The sequence below is a fragment of the Gordonia sp. NPDC003950 genome (assembly GCF_053605205.1).
Window position 1 is genome coordinate 1 of the sequence record NZ_JBSGIT010000013.1, and the last position, 19,603, is coordinate 19,603.

Annotated in this window: 16 protein-coding genes and 1 pseudogene; 13 read left to right on the plus strand and 4 right to left on the minus strand. The window is 69.1% G+C overall.

Features of this window, described 5'->3' with window-relative positions; all coding sequences use genetic code 11:
• Together ACWETB_RS12970 and ACWETB_RS12975 are read left to right on the plus strand one after the other, a co-directional pair.
• Positions 1-337 (plus strand): annotated as a pseudogene (locus ACWETB_RS12970) (hypothetical protein); the annotation flags it as partial.
• A 28-nt stretch (positions 338-365) separates the two neighbouring features.
• Positions 366-542 carry a hypothetical protein gene (locus tag ACWETB_RS12975; protein ID WP_452211491.1) on the plus strand — a complete coding sequence of 59 codons (177 nt, stop codon included), beginning with the start codon at positions 366-368 and terminating at the stop codon, positions 540-542.
• Positions 543-693: 151 nt separating this feature from the next.
• Here ACWETB_RS12975 and ACWETB_RS12980 read toward each other — a convergent pair whose 3' ends face one another.
• From ACWETB_RS12980 to ACWETB_RS12990, 3 genes are read right to left on the minus strand one after another with little or no spacing between them, the layout of a single operon-like run.
• Positions 694-1,956, minus strand: coding sequence for a glycosyltransferase family 4 protein (locus tag ACWETB_RS12980; RefSeq protein ID WP_449743033.1), 1,263 nt, complete (start codon positions 1,954-1,956; stop codon positions 694-696).
• Entirely contained in the window at positions 1,956-3,503 is a 1,548-nt protein-coding gene (locus tag ACWETB_RS12985; RefSeq protein ID WP_449743270.1) for a 1,4-alpha-glucan branching protein domain-containing protein, read from the minus strand. The genes ACWETB_RS12980 and ACWETB_RS12985 overlap by 1 nt, the downstream gene beginning before the upstream one ends.
• Before the next feature lie 8 nt (positions 3,504-3,511).
• The gene (locus ACWETB_RS12990) at positions 3,512-4,309 is read right to left on the minus strand and encodes a class I SAM-dependent methyltransferase (RefSeq protein ID WP_449743032.1); all 798 of its coding nucleotides are present in this window, start codon (positions 4,307-4,309) and stop codon (positions 3,512-3,514) included.
• A 139-nt stretch (positions 4,310-4,448) separates the two neighbouring features.
• Here ACWETB_RS12990 and ACWETB_RS12995 point away from each other — a divergent pair, with 139 nt between their 5' ends.
• From ACWETB_RS12995 to ACWETB_RS13045, 11 genes are all read left to right on the plus strand, one after another.
• Positions 4,449-5,234: an electron transfer flavoprotein subunit beta/FixA family protein gene (locus tag ACWETB_RS12995; RefSeq protein WP_452211493.1), complete on the plus strand. Its 786-nt coding sequence runs from the start codon at positions 4,449-4,451 to the stop codon at positions 5,232-5,234.
• Between the two features lie 79 nt (positions 5,235-5,313).
• Positions 5,314-6,267, plus strand: a complete 954-nt coding sequence (locus ACWETB_RS13000) for an electron transfer flavoprotein subunit alpha/FixB family protein (RefSeq protein ID WP_449743030.1) — start codon at positions 5,314-5,316, stop codon at positions 6,265-6,267.
• Between the two features lie 158 nt (positions 6,268-6,425).
• On the plus strand, positions 6,426-7,292 hold the full coding sequence (locus ACWETB_RS13005; protein ID WP_452211638.1) for a GNAT family N-acetyltransferase: 867 nt from the start codon (positions 6,426-6,428) through the stop codon (positions 7,290-7,292).
• Positions 7,289-8,194, plus strand: a complete 906-nt coding sequence (locus ACWETB_RS13010; RefSeq protein WP_452211495.1) for a lysophospholipid acyltransferase family protein — start codon at positions 7,289-7,291, stop codon at positions 8,192-8,194. The genes ACWETB_RS13005 and ACWETB_RS13010 overlap by 4 nt, the downstream gene beginning before the upstream one ends.
• Before the next feature lie 76 nt (positions 8,195-8,270).
• Positions 8,271-8,774, plus strand: a complete 504-nt coding sequence (locus tag ACWETB_RS13015; protein ID WP_449743028.1) for a DUF4334 domain-containing protein — start codon at positions 8,271-8,273, stop codon at positions 8,772-8,774.
• Positions 8,775-9,016: 242 nt separating this feature from the next.
• Positions 9,017-10,417: an MFS transporter gene (locus ACWETB_RS13020; protein WP_449743268.1), complete on the plus strand. Its 1,401-nt coding sequence runs from the start codon at positions 9,017-9,019 to the stop codon at positions 10,415-10,417.
• 125 nt (positions 10,418-10,542) lie between these two features.
• Complete coding sequence (locus ACWETB_RS13025; protein ID WP_452211498.1) at positions 10,543-14,037, plus strand: BTAD domain-containing putative transcriptional regulator; 3,495 nt, start codon at positions 10,543-10,545, stop codon at positions 14,035-14,037.
• Between the two features lie 106 nt (positions 14,038-14,143).
• Entirely contained in the window at positions 14,144-15,541 is a 1,398-nt protein-coding gene (locus ACWETB_RS13030; RefSeq protein ID WP_449743026.1) for an FAD-binding oxidoreductase, read from the plus strand.
• A 73-nt stretch (positions 15,542-15,614) separates the two neighbouring features.
• Positions 15,615-16,820 carry a cysteine desulfurase family protein gene (locus ACWETB_RS13035; protein WP_449743025.1) on the plus strand — a complete coding sequence of 402 codons (1,206 nt, stop codon included), beginning with the start codon at positions 15,615-15,617 and terminating at the stop codon, positions 16,818-16,820.
• Positions 16,820-17,950 (plus strand): tRNA 2-thiouridine(34) synthase MnmA, encoded by a 1,131-nt coding sequence (gene mnmA / locus ACWETB_RS13040; protein ID WP_452211500.1) that lies wholly within the window; start codon positions 16,820-16,822, stop codon positions 17,948-17,950. Before ACWETB_RS13035 ends, mnmA begins: the two co-directional genes overlap by 1 nt.
• A 10-nt stretch (positions 17,951-17,960) precedes the next feature.
• Positions 17,961-19,001 (plus strand): vitamin-B12 independent methionine synthase, encoded by a 1,041-nt coding sequence (locus ACWETB_RS13045; protein WP_449743023.1) that lies wholly within the window; start codon positions 17,961-17,963, stop codon positions 18,999-19,001.
• 110 nt (positions 19,002-19,111) lie between these two features.
• On the opposite strand, the gene ACWETB_RS13050 is transcribed toward ACWETB_RS13045, so the two are convergent.
• Positions 19,112-19,492 (minus strand): MmcQ/YjbR family DNA-binding protein, encoded by a 381-nt coding sequence (locus tag ACWETB_RS13050; protein WP_449743022.1) that lies wholly within the window; start codon positions 19,490-19,492, stop codon positions 19,112-19,114.
• Between the last annotated feature and the right edge of the window lie 111 nt (positions 19,493-19,603).

Here is a 19,603-nt window from a genome sequence, read left to right on the forward strand (position 1 = left end):
GTCCGGGCAGCGGGAAGCCCGGCTGGAATACTTCGGCGTGATTGACGAAGCTCACGCCCGAACGCTGATCAATTCGGGACAGTTGGTCACCGTCAGCGAGTGTCCCACCCTGGACATACCCACGATCAGCACCGCCACCTCGTTGGATCGGATACCGGCGGCGTGGCGTCGTCTCGACGATCCGTTCCCCGCGCCACCGATTGACCCGTCCGGGCACGGCGGATATCTCCTCCCACCACCGGGTGCGTTGACGTATCGGGTTCCGGCGTGGTTGCGGGAAGATCATCGAGTTGGATGGCACCTGCCGGTATCCGCAGTGCGGGCGGCCGGCCAGTGACTGCCAGATCGATCACGTGGTGAAGTTCGTGCACCAGGATCCGATCACCGGTGGCTGGACGGTGGAGTTCAACCTGATGCCGCTGTGCACGCCGGACCACCAACGCAAACATATGGGGTTGTTGATCCCCACCATGCTCGCCGATCGGGCGGTCATCTGGCGCGACCCTGTCACCGGGGAAACCATCACCACCTATCCGCGGTAGTCCACTACCGTCGGGTGATGCTGCGCTGCAACCAGTTCCCAGCTCCACGTTGCGTGGTCTCGAGGATCGTCGTTTCGGCGGAGCTCAAGCCAAGGCCCCTCGTTCCTCGGCCTGCGGGACAACGGGTTTCGGCAAGGTTGATCGCCGCGGGTCAGAGGTTGTTCGGATCACGTTCGGGCAGTGGGCGTTCGGCGATCGGCCGACGGCCGACCGGGGTACGAACTCGCCGTTTCGCGGCTGCATAGACCGCCAGGGTGCGGGTTGCGACCTCGGTCCAGGAGAAGTCCGTGCCAAGACGGGCCCGCGCATTGCGGGCTCGGGTGGCGGCCTCGGCCGGGTCCGACAGCGTGGCCCGCACGGCCGCCGTCAGGCCCGCTACGTCGGCGGGTGCGAAACTCAGCCCCGTCGCCGAATCCTGCACCGCCTCACCGAGTCCGCCGGCTCGAGACACCACCAGCGGGATGCCCGTCGCGGCGGCCTCGAGGGCGACGATGCCGAAGGGTTCATAGCGGCTCGGCAACACGATCGCGGTGCACCGGTGCATCAGATCGACGAGACCGTGATGGTCGACGGCGCCGATGAAGCTCACCGCGCGCGACACCCGGTACCGCCGCGCCTGCTCGACCAACCAGTCGCGCTGCGTTCCGGTCCCGGCCACGGTCAGCGTCGTTCCCGGATGTGTCCGACGGATGCGGGGGAGCGCGGCCAGCAGATCCTGCAGGCCCTTCTCATACTCCAGGCGCCCGGCGAACAGCAGCTCGGCCGGTCCCGACGGAGTCGGCCGCGGGGTGAAAGGCCATGCGGTGATGTCGATCCCGTTGTGGATCACCGTGATGTCGGCGACCGGATCGAACAGTCGCGACACCTCGTCGCACATCGACACCGAGCAGGTGATCAGGGCGTCGGACTCCTCGGCGAGCCACCACTCCACCGAATGTACCTGCCGATTGATCCGGCCGCTCACCCAACCGCTGTGCCTCCCGGCCTCGGTGGCGTGAATGGTCGACACGAGTGGGACGTCGAAGATCTCGGCCAACGCGATCGCCGGGTGCGCGACGATCCAGTCGTGGGCGTGCACCACCTCCGGTGACCAACCGCCGTGCGTCGGGTGGTGGCCGCCGAGGATCGTGAGACCGGCCCGGATGAAGGCATGCCCCATCGCGAGGGTCCACGCCATCATGTCCGTGCCGAACTCGAACTCCAACGGGTCTTCGGCGACGGCGATCACCCGCACCCCGTCGACGACGGTGTCGGTCGTCGGATGCGTCAGCGCATCGGTGCCCGGCGGGCGGCGCGTCAGCACCACCACATCGTGTCCGAGATAGGCGAGTTCGGTGGCCAGATGGTGCACGTGACGCCCGAGACCTCCAACCACCACGGGTGGGTACTCCCAGGAGACGAGCAGAATGCGCATCAGATCGACTCCGCGCGGCCTGCGGCCATCGCCGGGGGGACCCGGCGGGCATCCAGGTCGGCGAAGAGGTTGTCTGCTCGAAACCAGTTGTGGCTCAACCGTTGTGCCTCGCGGTCACGTCCGCTCAGTGCGGCATCGACGATTTCGCGGGTGGCGTGGGCGTGGGTATGCGCACGCGTGACGGCATAGTGGGCGGCGGTGTCCTTGGACACCATGAACGGCCAGTCCGACGACACCGTCAGCAGGGTCTCGCGCACGATCTGGTCGGCGACCCGATTGCGTCCGGCACCCGGTACGACGAGCTTGTCAAGGGCGGCCAGGGCGGTCTCGGTGACCTCGGCATTGAGCTGGACCAGATGCGAGACCTGCGGTCCCTCCCACACCCGCCAGTCCTTTCCCGACCCCCACGACGACGCGGGCAGATCCACCGGTTCGCCGACGAAACCGTCGGCCGCGGCACCGGCGAGCGTCCCCACCCGCACGCCCGCCTCGGGAAGTCGACGCAGCACCCGCTCCAACCAGATCGGTCCCTCATGCCACCAATGGCCGAACAACTCGGTGTCGAAGGCGGCCACCACCAGGGCGGGCCGACCGATCCGGGCGGACTCGTCGATCAGGCGCCGGCGGATGTGGGCGATGAAGTCGTCGACGTGGCGATCGATCACCGCATCCGCGCGCTGCGGGTCATAAGGCTTCTTGGCGTGACCGGGGACCTTCTTACCGGTGACCCGGGCCGGTTTCAGTCCGGTGCCGTGGTCGTAGGTGTGGAAGTCGCGGTAGGCGCCGTGACCCGGATAGCCCGACCGCGGTGACCACACGCGATAGCTGACCTGCAGGTCCCGACCGAACGCCAGCACATCGGTGTCACCGACCGGCCGGGCCAGCGCGGTGTCGCCGTGCAAAGTCGGACCATCGACCATGAAGTGACCGACTCCTGCCGCCGCATACTCGGCTTCCATACCGGGCGCGAAGGCGCACTCGGGTGCCCAGATCCCGCGTGGTTGTCGCCCCCACCGTGCATGGGCGTCGGCCAAACCCTCCGACAGCGAGAACCGGCGCAGCCGCGGATCGAGCAAGGGCGTGAAGGGGTGGGCGAGGGGACCGCCGAGGATCTCGACGACCCCGCTGTCGGCGATCCGGCGCAGCATGGGCGAGCTCCCGTGGCGCCAATGTTGCTCGAAGTCGCCCAATGCGGCCGCCGCCGAACGGTACTCACGCGTCCCCAATTCGCGGCGGGCGTCCTCCCGCGACACCGCGGCCTCGCATGCGCGCAGTTGCCAGTCCGCGAGCCATTCGTACATCGACGCGCAGCAGTGCGAATCGTCGAGTTGTGCGGCCAGTACGGGTGTGATGCCCAACGACATGACGTCCCGCAATCCGTCGTCGGCGAGGCGGCGCAGCATGTCGAATACCGGCAGATACGAACCCGCCCACGACTGATAGAGCCATTCCTCGCCTACCGGCCACCGGCCGTGGTGGGCCAGCCACGGCAGATGCGAATGCAGAACCAGCGTGAACTGTCCCGGTACCGGCGTCGCGTCGGTGATGTGGGGATTCAGGGTCGCACCGCGATCGCGAGAAGGTCCAGACAGGCGTCGATGTCGGCGTCGTCGCGGATGTCGAAGTCGGTGGCCGCGACGGCGGCCACATCGTCCACCAGCTCGTCCGGCCACGGTTGACCGGCGAGGGCGCGTTCGATCTGCGCGTCGATCAACGACCCACCCCACTTCTCGTCCAGGCGCGCCAGCGCCGCGCCGTGATGCACTCCGAGCATGGCCGACACGGTGAACCCGCCGTCGACGAGGAGTTCGGTCAGCTCCGCGGCATCGAGCTCGCGGGTGTGGAACGGGTTGAGTGGGGTGTCGCGGTCGGGGGAGAAGGTGATGCGATTGGGGGTCGAGATCAGCAGTTCGCCGCCGGGACGCAGCACCCGCAGGCATTCGGCGATGAACGCCGGTTGATCCCACAGATGCTCGATGACCTGGAAGTTCACCACCACGTCCACCGAGGAATCCGGCAGCGGGAGAGCGATCAGATTCCCTTGGACGATCTCGACCTCGGGGTAGCGCACCCGCGTGTGCGCGACCGCCGCGTCGTCGTAATCCACGCACGTCACCGAGGCACCGGCGGCGGCGAGCATTGCGGCCCCGTAGCCCTCACCGGACCCGGCTTCGAGAACACGCAGGCCCGCGCAGCGCCCGGTGATGTGGGTGTAGGCGATCTCATGGCGGCGGAACCAGTAGTTCTCGGCGGGAATGCCGGGAACGGTGCGTTCGCCGGTGAGGGCGAGGTGCTGGTCGGTCGTCAGTGCCTGCGGCGCGCCGGGCACGTGTGTCCGGTGTACGTCGGTCATCCCCACGACACTAGTCTCCCCTCCGTTTTGTGAGGTAGTCGATGTCCAGCCCGATAATAGGACGGGTTAAAGTGGGGAGACCGATGGCCTTACCCGCCGGTAAGTTGCCGAACCCGACGCAGGAGGTCGACGTAGACCCATGACAAACATTGTCGTTCTGATCAAGCAGGTTCCGGACACCTGGTCCGAGCGCAAGCTCTCCGACGACGACTTCACCCTGGACCGTGAGGCCGCCGACGCCGTACTCGACGAGATCAACGAGCGTGCCGTCGAGGAAGCGCTGCAGATCAAGGAGGCCAACGGTGGCGAGGTGACCGTGCTGACGGCCGGCCCCGAGCGTGCCACCGAGGCCATCCGCAAGGCACTGTCGATGGGAGCCGACAAGGCCATCCACATCAAGGACGACCAGCTGCACGGCTCCGACGCGGTGCAGACCGCGTACGTCCTGGCCCGCGCGCTGGGCACGGTCGAGGGTGTCGAGCTGGTCATCGCCGGCAACGAGGCCACCGACGGTCGTGTCGGTGCCATCCCCGCGATGATCGCCGAGTACCTCGAGCTGCCGCACCTGACGCACCTGCGCAAGCTGACCCTGGAGGGCGAGACCCTCACCGGTGAGCGTGAGACCGACGACGGCATCTACACCATCACCGCGGACCTGCCGGCCATCGTCAGCGTCAACGAGAAGATCAACGAGCCGCGCTTCCCGTCCTTCAAGGGCATCATGGCCGCCAAGAAGAAGGAAGTCGCCGTCCTCACCCTGGCCGAGATCGACGTCGAACCGTCGGATGTGGGCCTGGAGAACGCCGGATCCACCGTTGCCAGCTCCACCCCGAAGCCGCCGAAGACCGCCGGTGAGCGTGTCACCGATGAGGGTGATGGTGGCGTGAAGGTCGCCGAGTACCTGGTCGGCCAGAAGATCATCTAGGCCCCAGCCGGAACCCATCACCGCGCCCGCGCATTCCCCGCGAATGACGCAGGGCCCCACACACATTCAGGAGAAGGAAATGGCAGAAGTTCTGGTTCTGGTCGAGCAGGACGCCGAGGGCGCCCTGAAGAAGGTGACCAGCGAACTCATCACCGCCGCACGCGCACTGGGTACCCCGTCGGCGGTCGTCGTCGGCAAGCCCGGGTCGGCCGATCCCATCATCGACGGCCTCAAGGAAGCCGGCGCCGAGAAGATCTACGTCGCCGAATCCGATGACGCCGCAGGCTATCTGATCAGCCCGCAGGTCGACGTGCTGTCGTCGATCGCCGAGGATGCGGCCCCGGCCGGCGTCCTGGTCGCGGCCACCGCCGACGGCAAGGAGATCGCCGGGCGCCTCGCCGTGCGCCTCGGTTCGGGTGTGCTCGCCGACGTCATCGACGTCAAGGAGGGTGGCATCGGTATCCACTCGATCTTCGGTGGCGCGTTCACCGTCGAGGCCCAGGCCAAGGGCGACGTCCCGGTCTTCTCGGTCCGTCCCGGTGGCGTCGAGGCCGCCCCGCAGGCCGGTGCCGGCGAGCGCGTCGACGTCGCCGTCCCGGACCAGGACGGTGGCGTGAAGATCACCAAGGTCGAGCCGAACGTCGGCGGCGACCGTCCCGAGCTCACCGAGGCCTCGATCGTGGTCTCCGGTGGCCGCGGTGTCGGTTCGGCCGAGAAGTTCTCGGTCGTCGAGGAACTAGCCGATTCGCTCGGTGCGGCCGTCGGTGCCTCCCGCGCCGCCGTCGACTCCGGCTACTACCCGGGTCAGTTCCAGGTCGGTCAGACCGGCAAGACCGTGTCGCCGCAGCTGTACGTGGCGCTCGGCATCTCCGGTGCCATCCAGCACCGCGCCGGCATGCAGACCTCCAAGACCATCGTCGCCGTCAACAAGGACGAGGAGGCTCCGATCTTCGAGATCTCCGACTTCGGCGTCGTCGGCGACCTGTTCAACGTCGCCCCGCAGCTGACCGACGAGGTCAAGAAGCGCAAGTGACGTCCGTGTCACCTCGGTGACACCGGTCTTCCGGTGACCCCCGACCCCCGTGGTCGGGGGTCACCGCGATTTCAGGGGCGGTTCATGCGACGGTCGGTTGGGCCGCCGACGTGTTCACCCGCCCAGCACCGACACGACGCGCCACCGTCGCCGTCGAGATGTGTCACCTCGCTTTCATCTGGGGTATGACATCAGCCCCGGTCACCGTCTTCACCGGCCGATTCCGCACCCTCGTCGATGCGGGCCCGCTACGGGTCATCCTGACCGACGATCCGTCTGCCGTCGTCGCCGCCCAGCGACTGCGCTACACCGTCTTCGCTGCCGAACCCGGATTCGCCGACACGATCGGTGATCACGAGTCGGGCAGGGACGCAGACCATTTCGACGCCCATTGCGAGCACCTGCTTGCCTGGCACGACGATCACGGCCTCATCGGGTGCGCGCGTCTGCTGCCGCCGCCGCGGGCCATCGCCGCCGGCGGGTGGTACAGCTCGGGCGAATTCGACCTGTCCGAACTCGACGAGATCGCCCCGGCCACCGTCGAGATGGGCCGGGCGTGTGTGCTCGACGGCCATCGTCACGGCTCGGTGACTGCACTGCTGTGGGCGGCCCTCTTCCGTCACCTCGACGAGACCGGCTACCGCTACGTCATGGGTTCGGTGTCGGTTCCGCTGGGCGACAACGCAACCCGCAGTTCCGGTCACCTGGCGGCCCGTGGTTCGCTGCTGCGTGGCGTCCGGGATGTCTTGGCGCAGCGCCATCGGGCCGATTGGCAGGCGTACCCCCATGTGCGGGCCCGCATCGACGGCGTGCTGCTCGACGAGATCGAGCCCCCCGCCTCGGTGACGATGCCGCCATTGATGCGCGCCTACCTGCGACTCGGCGCGAAGATCGGCGGTGAGCCGGCCGTCGACCCGGCCTTCGACGTCGGTGATTTCCTCACGGTGCTCGACACCCGCACAGCCAACTCCCGTTATCTCGACCGGCTCCGTGACTCGGTGGCTCGCCTCGGCGGTGACCGATGACCGCGGTGCTCCCGGCCGTCGAAGCCGCACCGGATCGTCTCACCCGGCAACCCCACGGCAAGGTCTGCCGGCACGATCACCACTCGTGGTACCCGACGAGCCCCTGCGGTGCCGAGTGCCTCGACGCCCCGGCGCTGCGGGCGGGACGAGTGATCGTGGCGGCCCGGTTGATCCGGCTGACGATGGTCCTCACCGTGATCGCATTCCTCGGGGCCCTCGTCGCACCCATGCCACGACTGGTGCGACGCGCGTACCTCCGTCGCTCCGCGCAGGCGGTGCTGCATGCCATCGGCATCCGCATCCTCCTCGACGATCACCGCCCCTTCGGTTCCCGCGCCCGCGGTCTCGTGGTCGCCAACCACATCTCCTACCTCGACATCCTCGCGATCGCGGTGGTGCAGCCCGCGCACTTCGTGGCCAAATCCGGCGTCGCCCAAATGCCGGGAATCTCGGTGCTGGCCAGGCGATTCGGGGTCATCTGCATCGACCGCTCGTCGCTGCGCACCCTGCCCACGGTCATCGGCGAGGCGACCGCCGGACTGTGTGCGGACTCCTCGGTGGCGGTGTTCCCGGAGGGCACCACGTGGTGCGGACACGCGCAGGGCAGCTTCCGGCCGGCCTTCTTCCAATCCGCACTCGATGCCGGCGTCGCGGTCCTCCCGGTCGGGATCGCCTTCAGCGCACGCGGCGGACGGTGCACCGCGCCGGGTTTCATCGGCGATGACGGGCCCGCCGACACGTTGCGTCGGGTGCTGGCGCTGCGCGACCTCACGGTGCACGTCAGCCTGCACGAACCCCAACTGCCGCGCGGCGATCGACGCGCGCTCGCCGCGCGATGCGAGATGCTGATCCGATCGGCCCCGGAGCCCTGGGTTCCGAGCGCCACTGCGCCGAGGATCTGACAACATATATGATGCTGCTCGCGTCTGTGATGGACGCGACACCGATGTTGTCTCACGCGCCGGAAGGGACCGCCACATGTCCGACACCGCCACTCCCACACCACCGACGAAGCTCACCGCCGACCAGGCACGCGCCCGCTTCGCTGACCTGCGTGCCGTCGACGGCACCGTCGACGACGCCGAACTCGACGAGATCTGGGCGGCGCTGCCGACCCTGCGTCCCGAGGAGATGCTCGGCCGGTGGAAGGGCGGCGAGTTTACGACGGGTCACCAGACCAACGGGTTGCTGCCCAAGGTCGGCTGGTACGGCAAGACCTTCATCTCCCGCAATGACGTCCAGCCGCTGGTGTGCCGTGACGAGAACGGGGAACTGTTCTCCAACACCAAGCTGGGCAAGGGAGAGGCCAGTCTGTGGATGATCGAATTCCGCGGTGAGGTCACCGCGTCGATGGTCTACGACGGGCAGCCGGTGATCGATCACTTCAAGCGCGTCGACGACACCACCCTGATGGGCATCATGAACGGAAAAGGCGGCGTCATCGACGGCCGCCACCTGTACTTCTACCTCGACCGGGACTGACCGCAGGGGGTCGCGCCGCCCGGCCGGACGGCCGCGAGAGGGTGCTCGTCCAAGCCGTGCGAAGAGATCGGCCAAGCAGTCGACAAGAGGGTTCCAAGATCGTCGGGTGACGGTGGTGGCCGACATACCGGCCCGACGAAGGAAGCCCTGTGCCCACTCCACCGCCCGCGACCACCACACCACCGACCCGTTCCCGCCTCGTCGCGCGGATCACCCTCGGGGTCTCTTGTGCGGCCACCGCGATGCTCATGCTCGACATCGCCGTGGTCAACACCGCCTTACCCGCCATCGCCCGGGAGTTCGACGCCGATTTCGCCGCCCTGAAATGGGTCATCGACGGCTACACACTGGCCCTGGCCACCATCGTGTTGTCGGCGGGTGCGTGGGCGGACCGGATCGGCCGTCGCCGAGTCTTCCGGATCGGCGCGGTGGTGTTCACCACGGCGTCGGCGTCGTGCGCGCTGGCCCCGGACATGCTGCTGCTCAACATCTCTCGTGTCGTCCAGGGTGTGGGTGCGGCATTGCTGTTCGCCACGTCGCTGGCATTGCTGGCACCCGCCTTCCCCGGACCGACCGCCCGCAGCAAGGCGCTCGCCGCCTACGGGGCCACGATCGGTGCGTCGTTCGCCGTGGGCCCCCTCCTCGGCGGTGTGCTCACCGAAACCCTCGACTGGCGTGCGATCTTCCTGATCAACATCCCGGTCGGGGTGGTGATGATCGGATGCACCCGCCTGGTCGACGAGTCCCGCAGCGAGACACCGCGACGCGGTGACAAGGCCGGTGGGGTGACGGTGATCGTCGCCCTGGCCGCGCTCGCCTACGGGCTGATCGAGGCCAACGCCCGCGGATGGACCGATCCGGTGACCCTGACCGCCCTCGGTCTGGCCGCCGCCGCCATCGTGGTCTTCGTGATCGTCGAAGGTCGCGTGGCACAACCGATGATGCCGCTGTCCTTGTTCGCCAACCCGGGTTTCGCCGGGGCGCAGGTGGCGACCTTCGCGATCTCCGCATCGATGTTCGCGGTGTTCATCTACGTCACGATCTTCCTCCAGGGAGTCGTGGGACTCTCGCCCATCGATGCCGGCCTGGTCTACCTCCCCGGAACCATGGTGATGCTGATCGTTGCAGGGCTGACCGACCGCATCCTGGGGCGGGTCGCGCCGTGGCGGCTGATCGCCGGCGGACTGCTCGCGGTGGGTGGCGGCCTCGCCTGGATGACCATCGGCGGTCTGGACAGCAGTGGCTGGGACCTGATGGGCGGCTTCGTGCTCGCCTGCGTCGGCGCCGGCGTCTTCAATCCGGTGATGAGCGGAATCGTGCTCGCCGAGAGCGGTCTCGACGACGCCGGTCTGGCCACCGGAATCAACGACGTGTTCCGGCAGTCCGGCATCGCGCTCGGGGTGGCGGCACTCGGGGCCGTGTTCCCGGTGCAGTCGGTCCTGAGCGGCGGGTCGCCCGCGGACTTCGTGGCCGCACTCGACACCGCATTGTGGATCAGCGCCGCCGTCGCGATCGGCGGTGCGGTGATCGCCGCGCTCACCATGCGCGGTGCCCGGGCCACCACCGGTGACGCCCCGTCGGCGCAGCATGACGCGACCGGCGACGGCACGAGGGGCGTCGCCCCGATGCCGGTGAACCCATGATCCCCGCCGGAATAGACAACCGACGAACTCGCCCGGTCGGTCGCCGCGACCACGCGTTACCGCCTAGAATCCTCGGATATAGGCGACATCTGGATCGGACGATCGATGCAAGCGAGGAATCCGGCATGCGGGAGTACTTGGTGCTGGGGCCGCTCGAGGTACGACGCGACGGCGTCCCCGTCGAATTGGGCTCACCGAAACAGCGGACGGTGCTCGCGGCGCTGCTCCTGGCACGCGGCGGAGTCGTCTCCAGCGATCGTCTGATCGACACCGTCTGGGGTGACGAACCGCCCTCCGCGGCCACCACGAGTCTGCAGGCCTACATCTCGAATCTGCGGCGCGCACTGCGCGGCGATCGGGGTGAGACGTCCCCGATCCAGCGGGTCGCCGCAGGCTACCGACTCGACCTCGGTGCCGACCGGCTGGATCTGGTGACCTTCGGCGACCTCGTCGCAGGCGCCCGGGCGGCGCGGGACGAGGCCCGGTGGGCCGACGCCCTCGCCGACGCGCACGCGGCGCGCTCCCTGTGGCGCGGCGAGCTGCTGGGCGACGAGGGGACCGATGCGGGGTGGATCGTGGCCGAGGCGGCCGCACTCGCCGAGGCACGCATGGCCGTCGAGGACACCCACATCACCGCACTGCTGGCCGCCGGTGACACCGGCGGCGCACTTGCCGGGATCGTCGCCCTCCGAGCCCGGGACCCGTTGCGCGACAGGGGAGTATGGCTGCACATGGTGGCCCTCTATCGCGCTGGGCGATCCACCGAGGCGCTCGAGGTCTACCGCAGGCACGCGGCGACCCTCGACGAGGAACTGGGCCTGGCACCCAGCGGCGAACTCATCGAACTACAGGGCGCGGTCCTCCGGCACGATCCGGTCATCGCGGCCTGGCCGCGCGCCCCGCACTGGTCGGGTGCCACCGAGGTGGCCATGCCGACCGAGGGCACGAAACCGGTGGCGGCGGTGGCCCCGTCGGCCGCCGAGGACGTACCCCTGGTGGGCCGTGCAGCTCAAACAGAGCGCATCGCAGCGCTGTTCGACGGTCCTGCGACGACCAGATGGCTGCTGCTCAGCGGCCCGGCCGGAATCGGCAAGACCCGCCTCGCCGAGGAGGCGGCCCGGCAGGCCGAAGCGCTCGGCGACATCGTGGTGTGGGTGCGTTGTCCCGACGCGGAAGGGGTCCCGGCCTGGTGGCCGTTGCGGCAACTGTGCCGGGCACTCGACGTGTCGCCGAAAGATGTGCTCACCGTTCCGGCCGGCGTCGACGCCGACACCGCCCGCTTCGCGGTGTACGAACACGTGCAGACGATGCTGGAATCGGTGGCGCCGCAATCGTTGACGGTGATCGTCGACGACGTGCACTGGGCCGACGCGATGACCCTCCGCCTCCTGGCCTACCTGACGACCGTGATGCACACCGCGCCGCTGCGTGTCATCGCCACCGCCCGCGACGGCGAGGGCGGCGACGACACCGAGCGACTGCGCACCGCGTTCTCCCGGGCCGGCGGCACCCTGATCGCGGTGCCGCAACTCGCGCGCGCCGAGGTCGCCGAACTCGTCCGCGTTGTCGCCGATGAGACGCTCGGCCCGACCGACATCGAGACCCTCACCCGGCGTACCGGCGGAAACCCGCTGTTCGTTTCGGAATTCGCACGGCTGCCACCCGAGGAGCGGCGTCGCGAGATGGTCCCGGCGGCGGTGCGGTCGGTGCTCGACCGACGGTTGCTCTCCTTGGACCCCGCGGTCCTGGAAGTGGTCGGATATGCCGCGGTCCTCGGCGAGGAGATCGACGTGACCCTGCTGGCCATGGCAATGGACCGGGACGTCGCCGAGATCGCCGACTGCCTCGACGAAGCGGTCGACGAACGCATCCTGGTCACCACGGCAACCGGCGGCCGGACACGATTCGCTCACGCCCTGCTCCGCGACGAGGCGGCGTCGACGATCCGCCCGCTGCGCCGCTGTCGCATCCACCTGCGCTTCGCCGAGGTCCTCGCCGCCACCGGTGGGGTGGACGCTGCGCCGCGCCGGGCGGCGCACCTGCTGGAGGCGCGTCCGGTCGCCGACGCGGCCGAGGTGGTGGCGGCCTGCCGCGCGGCCGCGGACGAGGCCACCGCACAATGGGATTCGCAGACCGCGGCATTCTGGCTCGATGCGGCGCTGCGCACCCACGAATCGGTGGCCGTGCCCGGCGGCGATACCACCGCACGCGATGACCTGCTGATCGCGCTACTGGCCGCCCGAGCCCGCGCCGGGCAACTCCAGATGGTTCTCGACACGGCAGAAACCCGCCTGTACCAATCGATTCGGTCCGGCGCACTGTCCACCGTGGGACGTTTGGCGAGCAGCCTGATCCGGGCCGGTGGGTCGTGGCCATGGATGGGCCCGACAGACGAGAACGAGAGCCTCCTCGCCGCGTTGAGCGCGGCCGCGACCGCCGTCGGGACCGAACCGGCAAGCCTCGCCCGGGTGCTGGCGGCCTCGGCGATCGGTCACTGCTATCACCACGATCCAGGCGTCCCCGCCGAACTCCTCGCCGCGGCAGATGATCTCGCCGCACATCTCGGTGAGGACGTATTGGCCGACGTCACACTGGCCCGCCTGATCACCTACGCCGGCGTGGCCGAATACGCTGCCGTATCCCTGAATTGGGCGGAGACCCTGCGCGGGCTCACCTACCCCGACGCCGGCGTCGACGAGGTCATCGTCGACGCCGCGTTGACGATGGCGACCATGACGCTGGGCGACATCGACACGACCGAGGCGCTCGTGCGCCGTGGCATCGCGGGCAGCGAGCGGCTCCGATTGCCGATCGTGCGGGCGCAGTTGCGGTGGATGGAGATGTCGCTGGCCGCGTGGCACGGTGATTTCTCGCTGGCCCGCAGCCACTACGAAACCGCCGTCGCGGTGCACGAGCAGACCGAACTGTATGTCGCCGGCAGCAATTGGATGGCCATGATGGCCCTGGCCTGCGAACGCGGCATGCTCGACGAGGTCGTCGACACCGAAGGGCTGCAGCCGCTGGACTGGGCTCGTCGGGTCAGTGAGGGGGCCAGCGACAACCAGGTCGCGGTCCTGCTCGCCGCGGGGATCGCCCGGATCGCCGGAGCGGAGGGCGACCGCAGTCTGGCCCGCACGATGATCACCATGTGGGTCGACGACGACAGGCCCATGGTCTGGACGTCGCTGTGCCACGGCGTCCTCCTGGCGCACGTGGTGGCCGAACTCGAACTGTCGGAGTTCGCGCCGGCATTCATCGACTACCTGACCCCGTACCAGGACTGCGTCGCGACCTTGGGGCACGTGGGATGCGTGGGGCCGGTTGCCCTGGCCCTCGCTGAGTTGCACTACCTCGTCGGCGACGAGAAACGTGGTTACGACGCCCTGGTCACCGCGCACCAGATCGCCCGACAGGGACGTGGGGTGCCCTCGACTCTGCGATGCCGGCTGCTCGCCGCGCAGTTGCAGCCACCGTCGACGGAACGGTCGGAGATCCTGGCCGAGATCGAGTTCCGGTCCCGCTCCCTGGGTATGACGCAGGTTGCGGCGACCGCGGGCGCGTTGCTCGCCGAGCCGGTCGAGTCGGGTGGGACACCGGATTCCACCGCCGCGATCCGCTGACGGTTCTGCTCCAAGGACGTTCCAAGAATGGCGCAACCGGCCCGCCGCATTCTCTGAGGGCATCGATCAGCCAGCACCGCTGGATCACAGTCACACAGGAGAACGCATGTCATCGATCCCCGAGGCGACTCGCCCCGTAGCCGCCGACCCGATCACCGCGGACGTCACCGCGCTGCAGGCCGCGGTGCGCGGCGCCGTCCACCGCCCTGGAGACCCCGGATACCCGTCGGTGACCTTCAACGTCGCCGTCGCCCAGAATCCCTGGGCGGTCGTCGACGTCGCCGACGCGGCCGACGTCGCCGCGGTGATCGGATTCGCCTCCGCCCACGGGATGACGGTTGCGGTCCACGCCACCGGTCACGGCGCCACTCCCGTCGGTGACGGGACGATCGTGGTGCGCACCGCCGCGCTCGACGACTGCGTCATCGACCCGCAGACACGGACCGCGCGCGTCGGCGCCGGGGTGCGGTGGCAGACGGTGATCGACGCCGCCGCACCGCACGGCCTGGCGCCGCTGTGCGGCTCCTCGCCGAGCGTCGGCGTGGTCGGCCTCTTGACCGGCGGCGGCATCGGGCCGCTGGTCCGGACCGTCGGCATGTCCGCGGATCACGTGCGGTCCTTCACTGTGGTCACCGGCACCGGTGCCGTCAAACAGGCCACACCCGAGATCAACCCTGAGCTGTTCTGGGGACTCCGCGGCGGCAAGTCCACCCTCGGCATCATCACCGAGGTGGTCATCGAACTCCCGCCCATCGCCGAGATCTACGGTGGCGCACTGTACTTCGACGGGACCGATGCCGAGGCCGTGCTCCGCGGCTGGCGCAACTGGGCGCAGGCGCTGCCCCGGGAGGTGAGCACCTCGCTCGCGCTGCTCCGACTGCCCGAGATGCCCGACGTCCCGCCGATGCTGGCCGGCCGCCTCAGCGTCGCGGTCCGCGTCGCCGTGGTGGGCGACCTCGCCCACGGACCCGACCTGATCGCTCCGCTGCGAACCCTCGGCACCGTGCTCCTCGACGCCGTCGGCGTCATGCCCTACGCGCAGATCGGGGCCATCCACGCCGACCCCACGGCGCCGATGCCGGCTGCCGAATGCGGGACCCTGCTGCGCGAATTCACCGACGACGCGGCCACCGAACTGCTGCGGGTCGCGGGACCGGAATCGGGCTCGCCGCTGACCATCGTCGAACTACGGCTGCTCGGTGGTGCGCTCGCCGACCGGCCCGCGGTTCCCAGTGCCTTCTGCCACCGCGACGCCGCCTACACCCTGCACACGATCGGCGTCCTCGTCCCACCGATCGCCGATCTGGTCACCGCCGCCGGAATGCAGACCGTCGATGCGCTACGACCCTGGGCGCACGGTGGTGAGATGCCCAACTTTGCGACCACCACCGATCCGGCGTACATCCGCCGCTGCTACGACGAGGACACCGCCGCCTGGCTGTCGGCGCTGGCCGCGCAGCACGATCCACGCGGGGTGCTCCACGTCGGCCAGGTGGTCCGGTGACCGAGGCACCACGCCGATGTGGCGGCGTCAGGAATTTGTCGCTGCCGGTCACGCGTTTATCCTTGGCATCGACATGTCTTTCCCCAGCCGAGTGCCCGTCTACCTCGACCACGCCGCATCGACCGCGATGCGTCCGGAGGCGATCGAGGCGATGAATGCCGTCCACGCCCAGCCCGGCAACGCGTCGTCGTTGCACGGGTCGGGCCGCTGGGCGCGTCGTCTCCTCGAGGAGGCCCGCGAGACCATCGCCGCCGCCGTCGGCGCCCGGCCGTCCGAGGTGATCATCACCAGCGGCGGCACCGAGGCCGACAACCTCGCCATCAAGGGGATCTACTGGGCCCGACGGCAGGCCGACGACCGCCGCCGGCGGGTGGTGATCTCCGCGATCGAGCATCACGCCGTCCTCGACGCCGCCGAGTGGCTTCAGGCACAGGGCGCCGAACTGGTGATCCTGCCCGTCGACACCCAGGGATTCGTCTCACCGGCCGATCTGCGCGCCGAACTCGCCGAGCACGGCGCGCAGACCGCGCTGGTCTCGGTGATGTGGGCCAACAACGAGGTCGGCACCGTCGAACCCATCACCGAACTGGCCGCGATCGCCGCGGAGTTCGGCGTGCCCATGCACTCCGACGCCGTCCAGGCCGTCGGGCATATCCCGGTCGACTTCGCGGCGAGTGGACTCTCGGCGGTCAGCATCGCCGCCCACAAGTTCGGCGGACCGCAAGGCGTGGGTGCCCTCCTGCTCGGCCGCGACGTCGCGTGCGTGCCGTCGCTGCACGGCGGTGGACACGAGCGGGATGTGCGGTCGGGAACTCAACCGGTGGCGGCAGCCGTCGGAATGGCGACCGCACTGCGGCTGGCCACCGAGGAACTGGCCGACTCGATGCGGCAGGTCGCTGCGCTGCGTGACGAGTTGTTCGCGATTCTGCTCGACGTTCCGGGCAGCAGCGCGAACGGACCGATGGATGAGCGACGGCTACCCGGAAACGTCCACATCTCCTTCGAGGGCTGCGAGGGCGATTCGTTGCTGATGCTCCTCGACGCCAACGGTGTCGAATGCTCGACCGGCTCGGCGTGCACCGCCGGTGTCGCGCAGGCCAGTCACGTGCTCCTGGGCATGGGCATCGACATGGCCAGTGCCCGCGGATCGCTGCGCTTCTCCCTGGCACCGACCACCACCCGCGCCGACATCGAGACCGTCGCCGAGGTGATCGGTGAGGTCGTCGAACGAGCCCGCGTCGCCGGGCTGGTCGCCTCCCCGAGTGGGAAGGCACGCTGATGCGTGTACTGGCGGCGATGAGTGGTGGCGTCGATTCGGCGGTTGCCGCGGCCCGTGCGGTCGAGGCCGGTCACGACGTCGTGGGAGTGCACCTGGCCCTGTCCACCGCGCCGGGTGCGTTGCGTACCGGCTCGCGAGGATGCTGTTCCCGTGAGGACGCCGACGATGCGCGGCGGGCCGCCGACGTGCTGGGCATCCCGTTCTACGTGTGGGATTTCGCCGATCGGTTCAAGGACGATGTGATCGACGAGTTCGTCGAGGCCTACGCCGCCGGTCAGACCCCGAATCCGTGCCTGACCTGCAATGAGAAGATCAAGTTCGCGGCCCTGGCCGAGAAGGCGATCGCGTTGGGATTCGATGCGCTGGCCACCGGTCACTACGCACAGCTGACCGACGGGGAGCTGCGTCGGGCGGTCGATGCCGACAAGGACCAGTCCTATGTGCTGGCCGTACTCACCCGCGAGCAGCTCGGTCGCGCGATGTTCCCGATCGGCGACACCCCGAAGCCCGAGATCCGTGCGGAGGCGGCACGTCGCGGACTGTCGGTGGCGAACAAGCCGGACTCGCACGACATCTGCTTCATCCCGACCGGCGACACCCGGGCGTTCCTCGGTGCGCGGATCGGTATTCGTCCCGGCGCCGTCGTCGACGCCGACACCGGTGAACGGCTCGCCGACCACGAGGGCGTGCACGGTTTCACGATCGGGCAGCGCAAGGGCCTCGGTATCGAGGCGCCCGCCGCGGACGGGCGGCCACGGTATGTCACCGACATCGATCCGGAATCGGGAACTGTCCGAGTCGGATCCGAGGAGCACCTGCAGGTGTGGACGATCCGGGCATCGCGTGCGGTCTGGACCTCCGGACAGGCTCCCGACGGGCCGGTCGAGTGCATCGTCCAGGTGCGTGCGCACGGCGGGATGGCACCGGCGCTCGCGACCCCGATCGACGACGCCGGCGGACCCGGCATCGAGATCTCGCTGGCCGAACCCCTGACCGGCGTCGCCCGCGGACAGGCTGCGGTGCTGTACTTGCCCGACGCGCAGCGCGGTGACCTCGTGGTCGGCTCGGGACGCATCAGCGTGACCTCGTCGACGAGACCCGCCGACACCCACGCGGTATCGGCACGGTGAGCACCGGCCGATGAGCCAGCCGCCCACCGGCGTGGGAACCGGCGTCGGTTCCATGCCCGGCACCGACCCGAAACAGGCCGCGGCCGTGATCAACGGTGAACTCGACCTCGCCCATCTCGCCGAGCTTCCCGCGCGCGGCATCGGCGCCGACATGATCGGGCGGATGTCCGCGATCCTGGTGGACATGCCCATCGACGCATCGACCTGGGGCTACCGGCTGGGCACCCGGGGATCGTCGGTGGTGCGTCGCGCCCGCGGCTTCCTCAGCGCCGATCTCGATGCGGTGGAGGAGATCTGGGATACCGCGGGCTTCATCGGTACCGGCCGTGCCGTCAAGGTACAGGCGGCGGGACCGTTCACCCTGGCATCCTCGATCGAGTTGACCAACGGGCACAGGGCGATTCGCGATCCGGGGGCGCTGCGTGATCTCACCGACTCGGCCGTCGAAGGCGTCGGAACGCACATCGCCGAGGTCCGACGCCGGTTGGGTGCGGAGGTGACCGTGCAGATCGACGAACCGATGATCGGTGCGGTCCTCGACGGCACGGTGCCACCGCTGACCCGGCTCGACGTCATCCCGCCGCTGCCGATCGCCGACGTCGCGAACGCGTTGGCATCGCTGGCCGAAGGTATCGACGCGCCGATCATCATCCACAATTGCGGTGCGCCGCGCTGGGATCTGATCGCCCGGGTCCCGGGGGTGGCCCACAGCGTCGACGTCAGCGCGGCCACCGCCACGACCATCGGTGCGGCGGCGCTCGACGCGGAGACACTCGACGGCATCGGCGCGCTCCTCGACCGGGGAGACGTGCTCGTCGCCGGCGTGGTTCCGGCAGAACGGGAACGGCCGGGTGTGCGTGCCGAGACGGTGGCCACATCGCTGGCGGCGGTGCTCGACCGCATCGGATTGAATCGAAAAGTGCTGTCGGAGAAGGTGATCGTCACACCCACCTGCGGTTTGGCGGGCGCTTCCCCACAGTGGGCGACGACGGCCCTCGGTATCTGCGCCCAGGTGGGGGAGTTGCTGGCCACCGACCCGGACGCCTTGTAGCCCCGTCGACCACGGTAGATGCGCGTTCTACTCCCACCTGCACGGAATGCGTGGTGGGTATGTGGGAGTTGCGCGTGCACCTACGGTCGTTGATCGGACGCGGTGGAGGGTCAGCCGTCCAGCTTGGCGACCGAACGTTTCGGGGCGACCTGTCGGTAGCTCGCGTCGAGGAGTTCGGCGACCTCGGTCCAGTCGGCATCGTCGTCGAGCAGGATCCCGAGCCACCCGTAGGGGCCCAGATATGCGGGCAGGAAGAACCTCGGATCGGCGCTCAGCGCCTCCCGCTCGGCGGGTTCCGGGATGAACAGCAACGACTGATCATGCCGAGGCCCACCCTTCTCACCGCCACCGTAGTTGCCGAACATCTTTCCGCACCGGAACGTCGGGCGGCCGTGTGCGACAACCTCGGTGGTGTCCGGGAGGGCGAGCGCGATCTCGCGGACCCGGATCAGGTGCGGATCGGCGTCGTCGAACATGATCGGATGCGGCATGGGTGTCCTCTCCCTGCGTGGTCCGGAACCTCTTGCGCCGTACCGTACGCGACTCGGGCGACATTGCAGTGCGGTCTCGGATTCCCGAGGTCCTCGCCACAGCCGACACGC

Excerpts from the sequence above, each read along its gene's own strand:
- ACWETB_RS13035 (WP_449743025.1), top strand. The coding sequence starts at position 15,615 with ATGTCTTTCCCCAGCCGAGTGCCCGTCTACCTCGACCACGCCGCATCG.
- ACWETB_RS13015 (WP_449743028.1), top strand. The coding sequence starts at position 8,271 with ATGTCCGACACCGCCACTCCCACACCACCGACGAAGCTCACCGCCGAC.
- ACWETB_RS12980 (WP_449743033.1), bottom strand. The coding sequence starts at position 1,956 with ATGCGCATTCTGCTCGTCTCCTGGGAGTACCCACCCGTGGTGGTTGGA.
- mnmA (WP_452211500.1), top strand. The coding sequence starts at position 16,820 with ATGCGTGTACTGGCGGCGATGAGTGGTGGCGTCGATTCGGCGGTTGCC.
- ACWETB_RS13005 (WP_452211638.1), top strand. The coding sequence starts at position 6,426 with ATGTGTCACCTCGCTTTCATCTGGGGTATGACATCAGCCCCGGTCACC.
- ACWETB_RS13000 (WP_449743030.1), top strand. The coding sequence starts at position 5,314 with ATGGCAGAAGTTCTGGTTCTGGTCGAGCAGGACGCCGAGGGCGCCCTG.
- ACWETB_RS12995 (WP_452211493.1), top strand. The coding sequence starts at position 4,449 with ATGACAAACATTGTCGTTCTGATCAAGCAGGTTCCGGACACCTGGTCC.
- ACWETB_RS12990 (WP_449743032.1), bottom strand. The coding sequence starts at position 4,309 with ATGACCGACGTACACCGGACACACGTGCCCGGCGCGCCGCAGGCACTG.
- ACWETB_RS13050 (WP_449743022.1), bottom strand. The coding sequence starts at position 19,492 with ATGCCGCATCCGATCATGTTCGACGACGCCGATCCGCACCTGATCCGG.
- ACWETB_RS13010 (WP_452211495.1), top strand. The coding sequence starts at position 7,289 with ATGACCGCGGTGCTCCCGGCCGTCGAAGCCGCACCGGATCGTCTCACC.
- ACWETB_RS13020 (WP_449743268.1), top strand. The coding sequence starts at position 9,017 with ATGCTCATGCTCGACATCGCCGTGGTCAACACCGCCTTACCCGCCATC.
- ACWETB_RS13045 (WP_449743023.1), top strand. The coding sequence starts at position 17,961 with ATGAGCCAGCCGCCCACCGGCGTGGGAACCGGCGTCGGTTCCATGCCC.
- ACWETB_RS13030 (WP_449743026.1), top strand. The coding sequence starts at position 14,144 with ATGTCATCGATCCCCGAGGCGACTCGCCCCGTAGCCGCCGACCCGATC.
- ACWETB_RS13025 (WP_452211498.1), top strand. The coding sequence starts at position 10,543 with ATGCGGGAGTACTTGGTGCTGGGGCCGCTCGAGGTACGACGCGACGGC.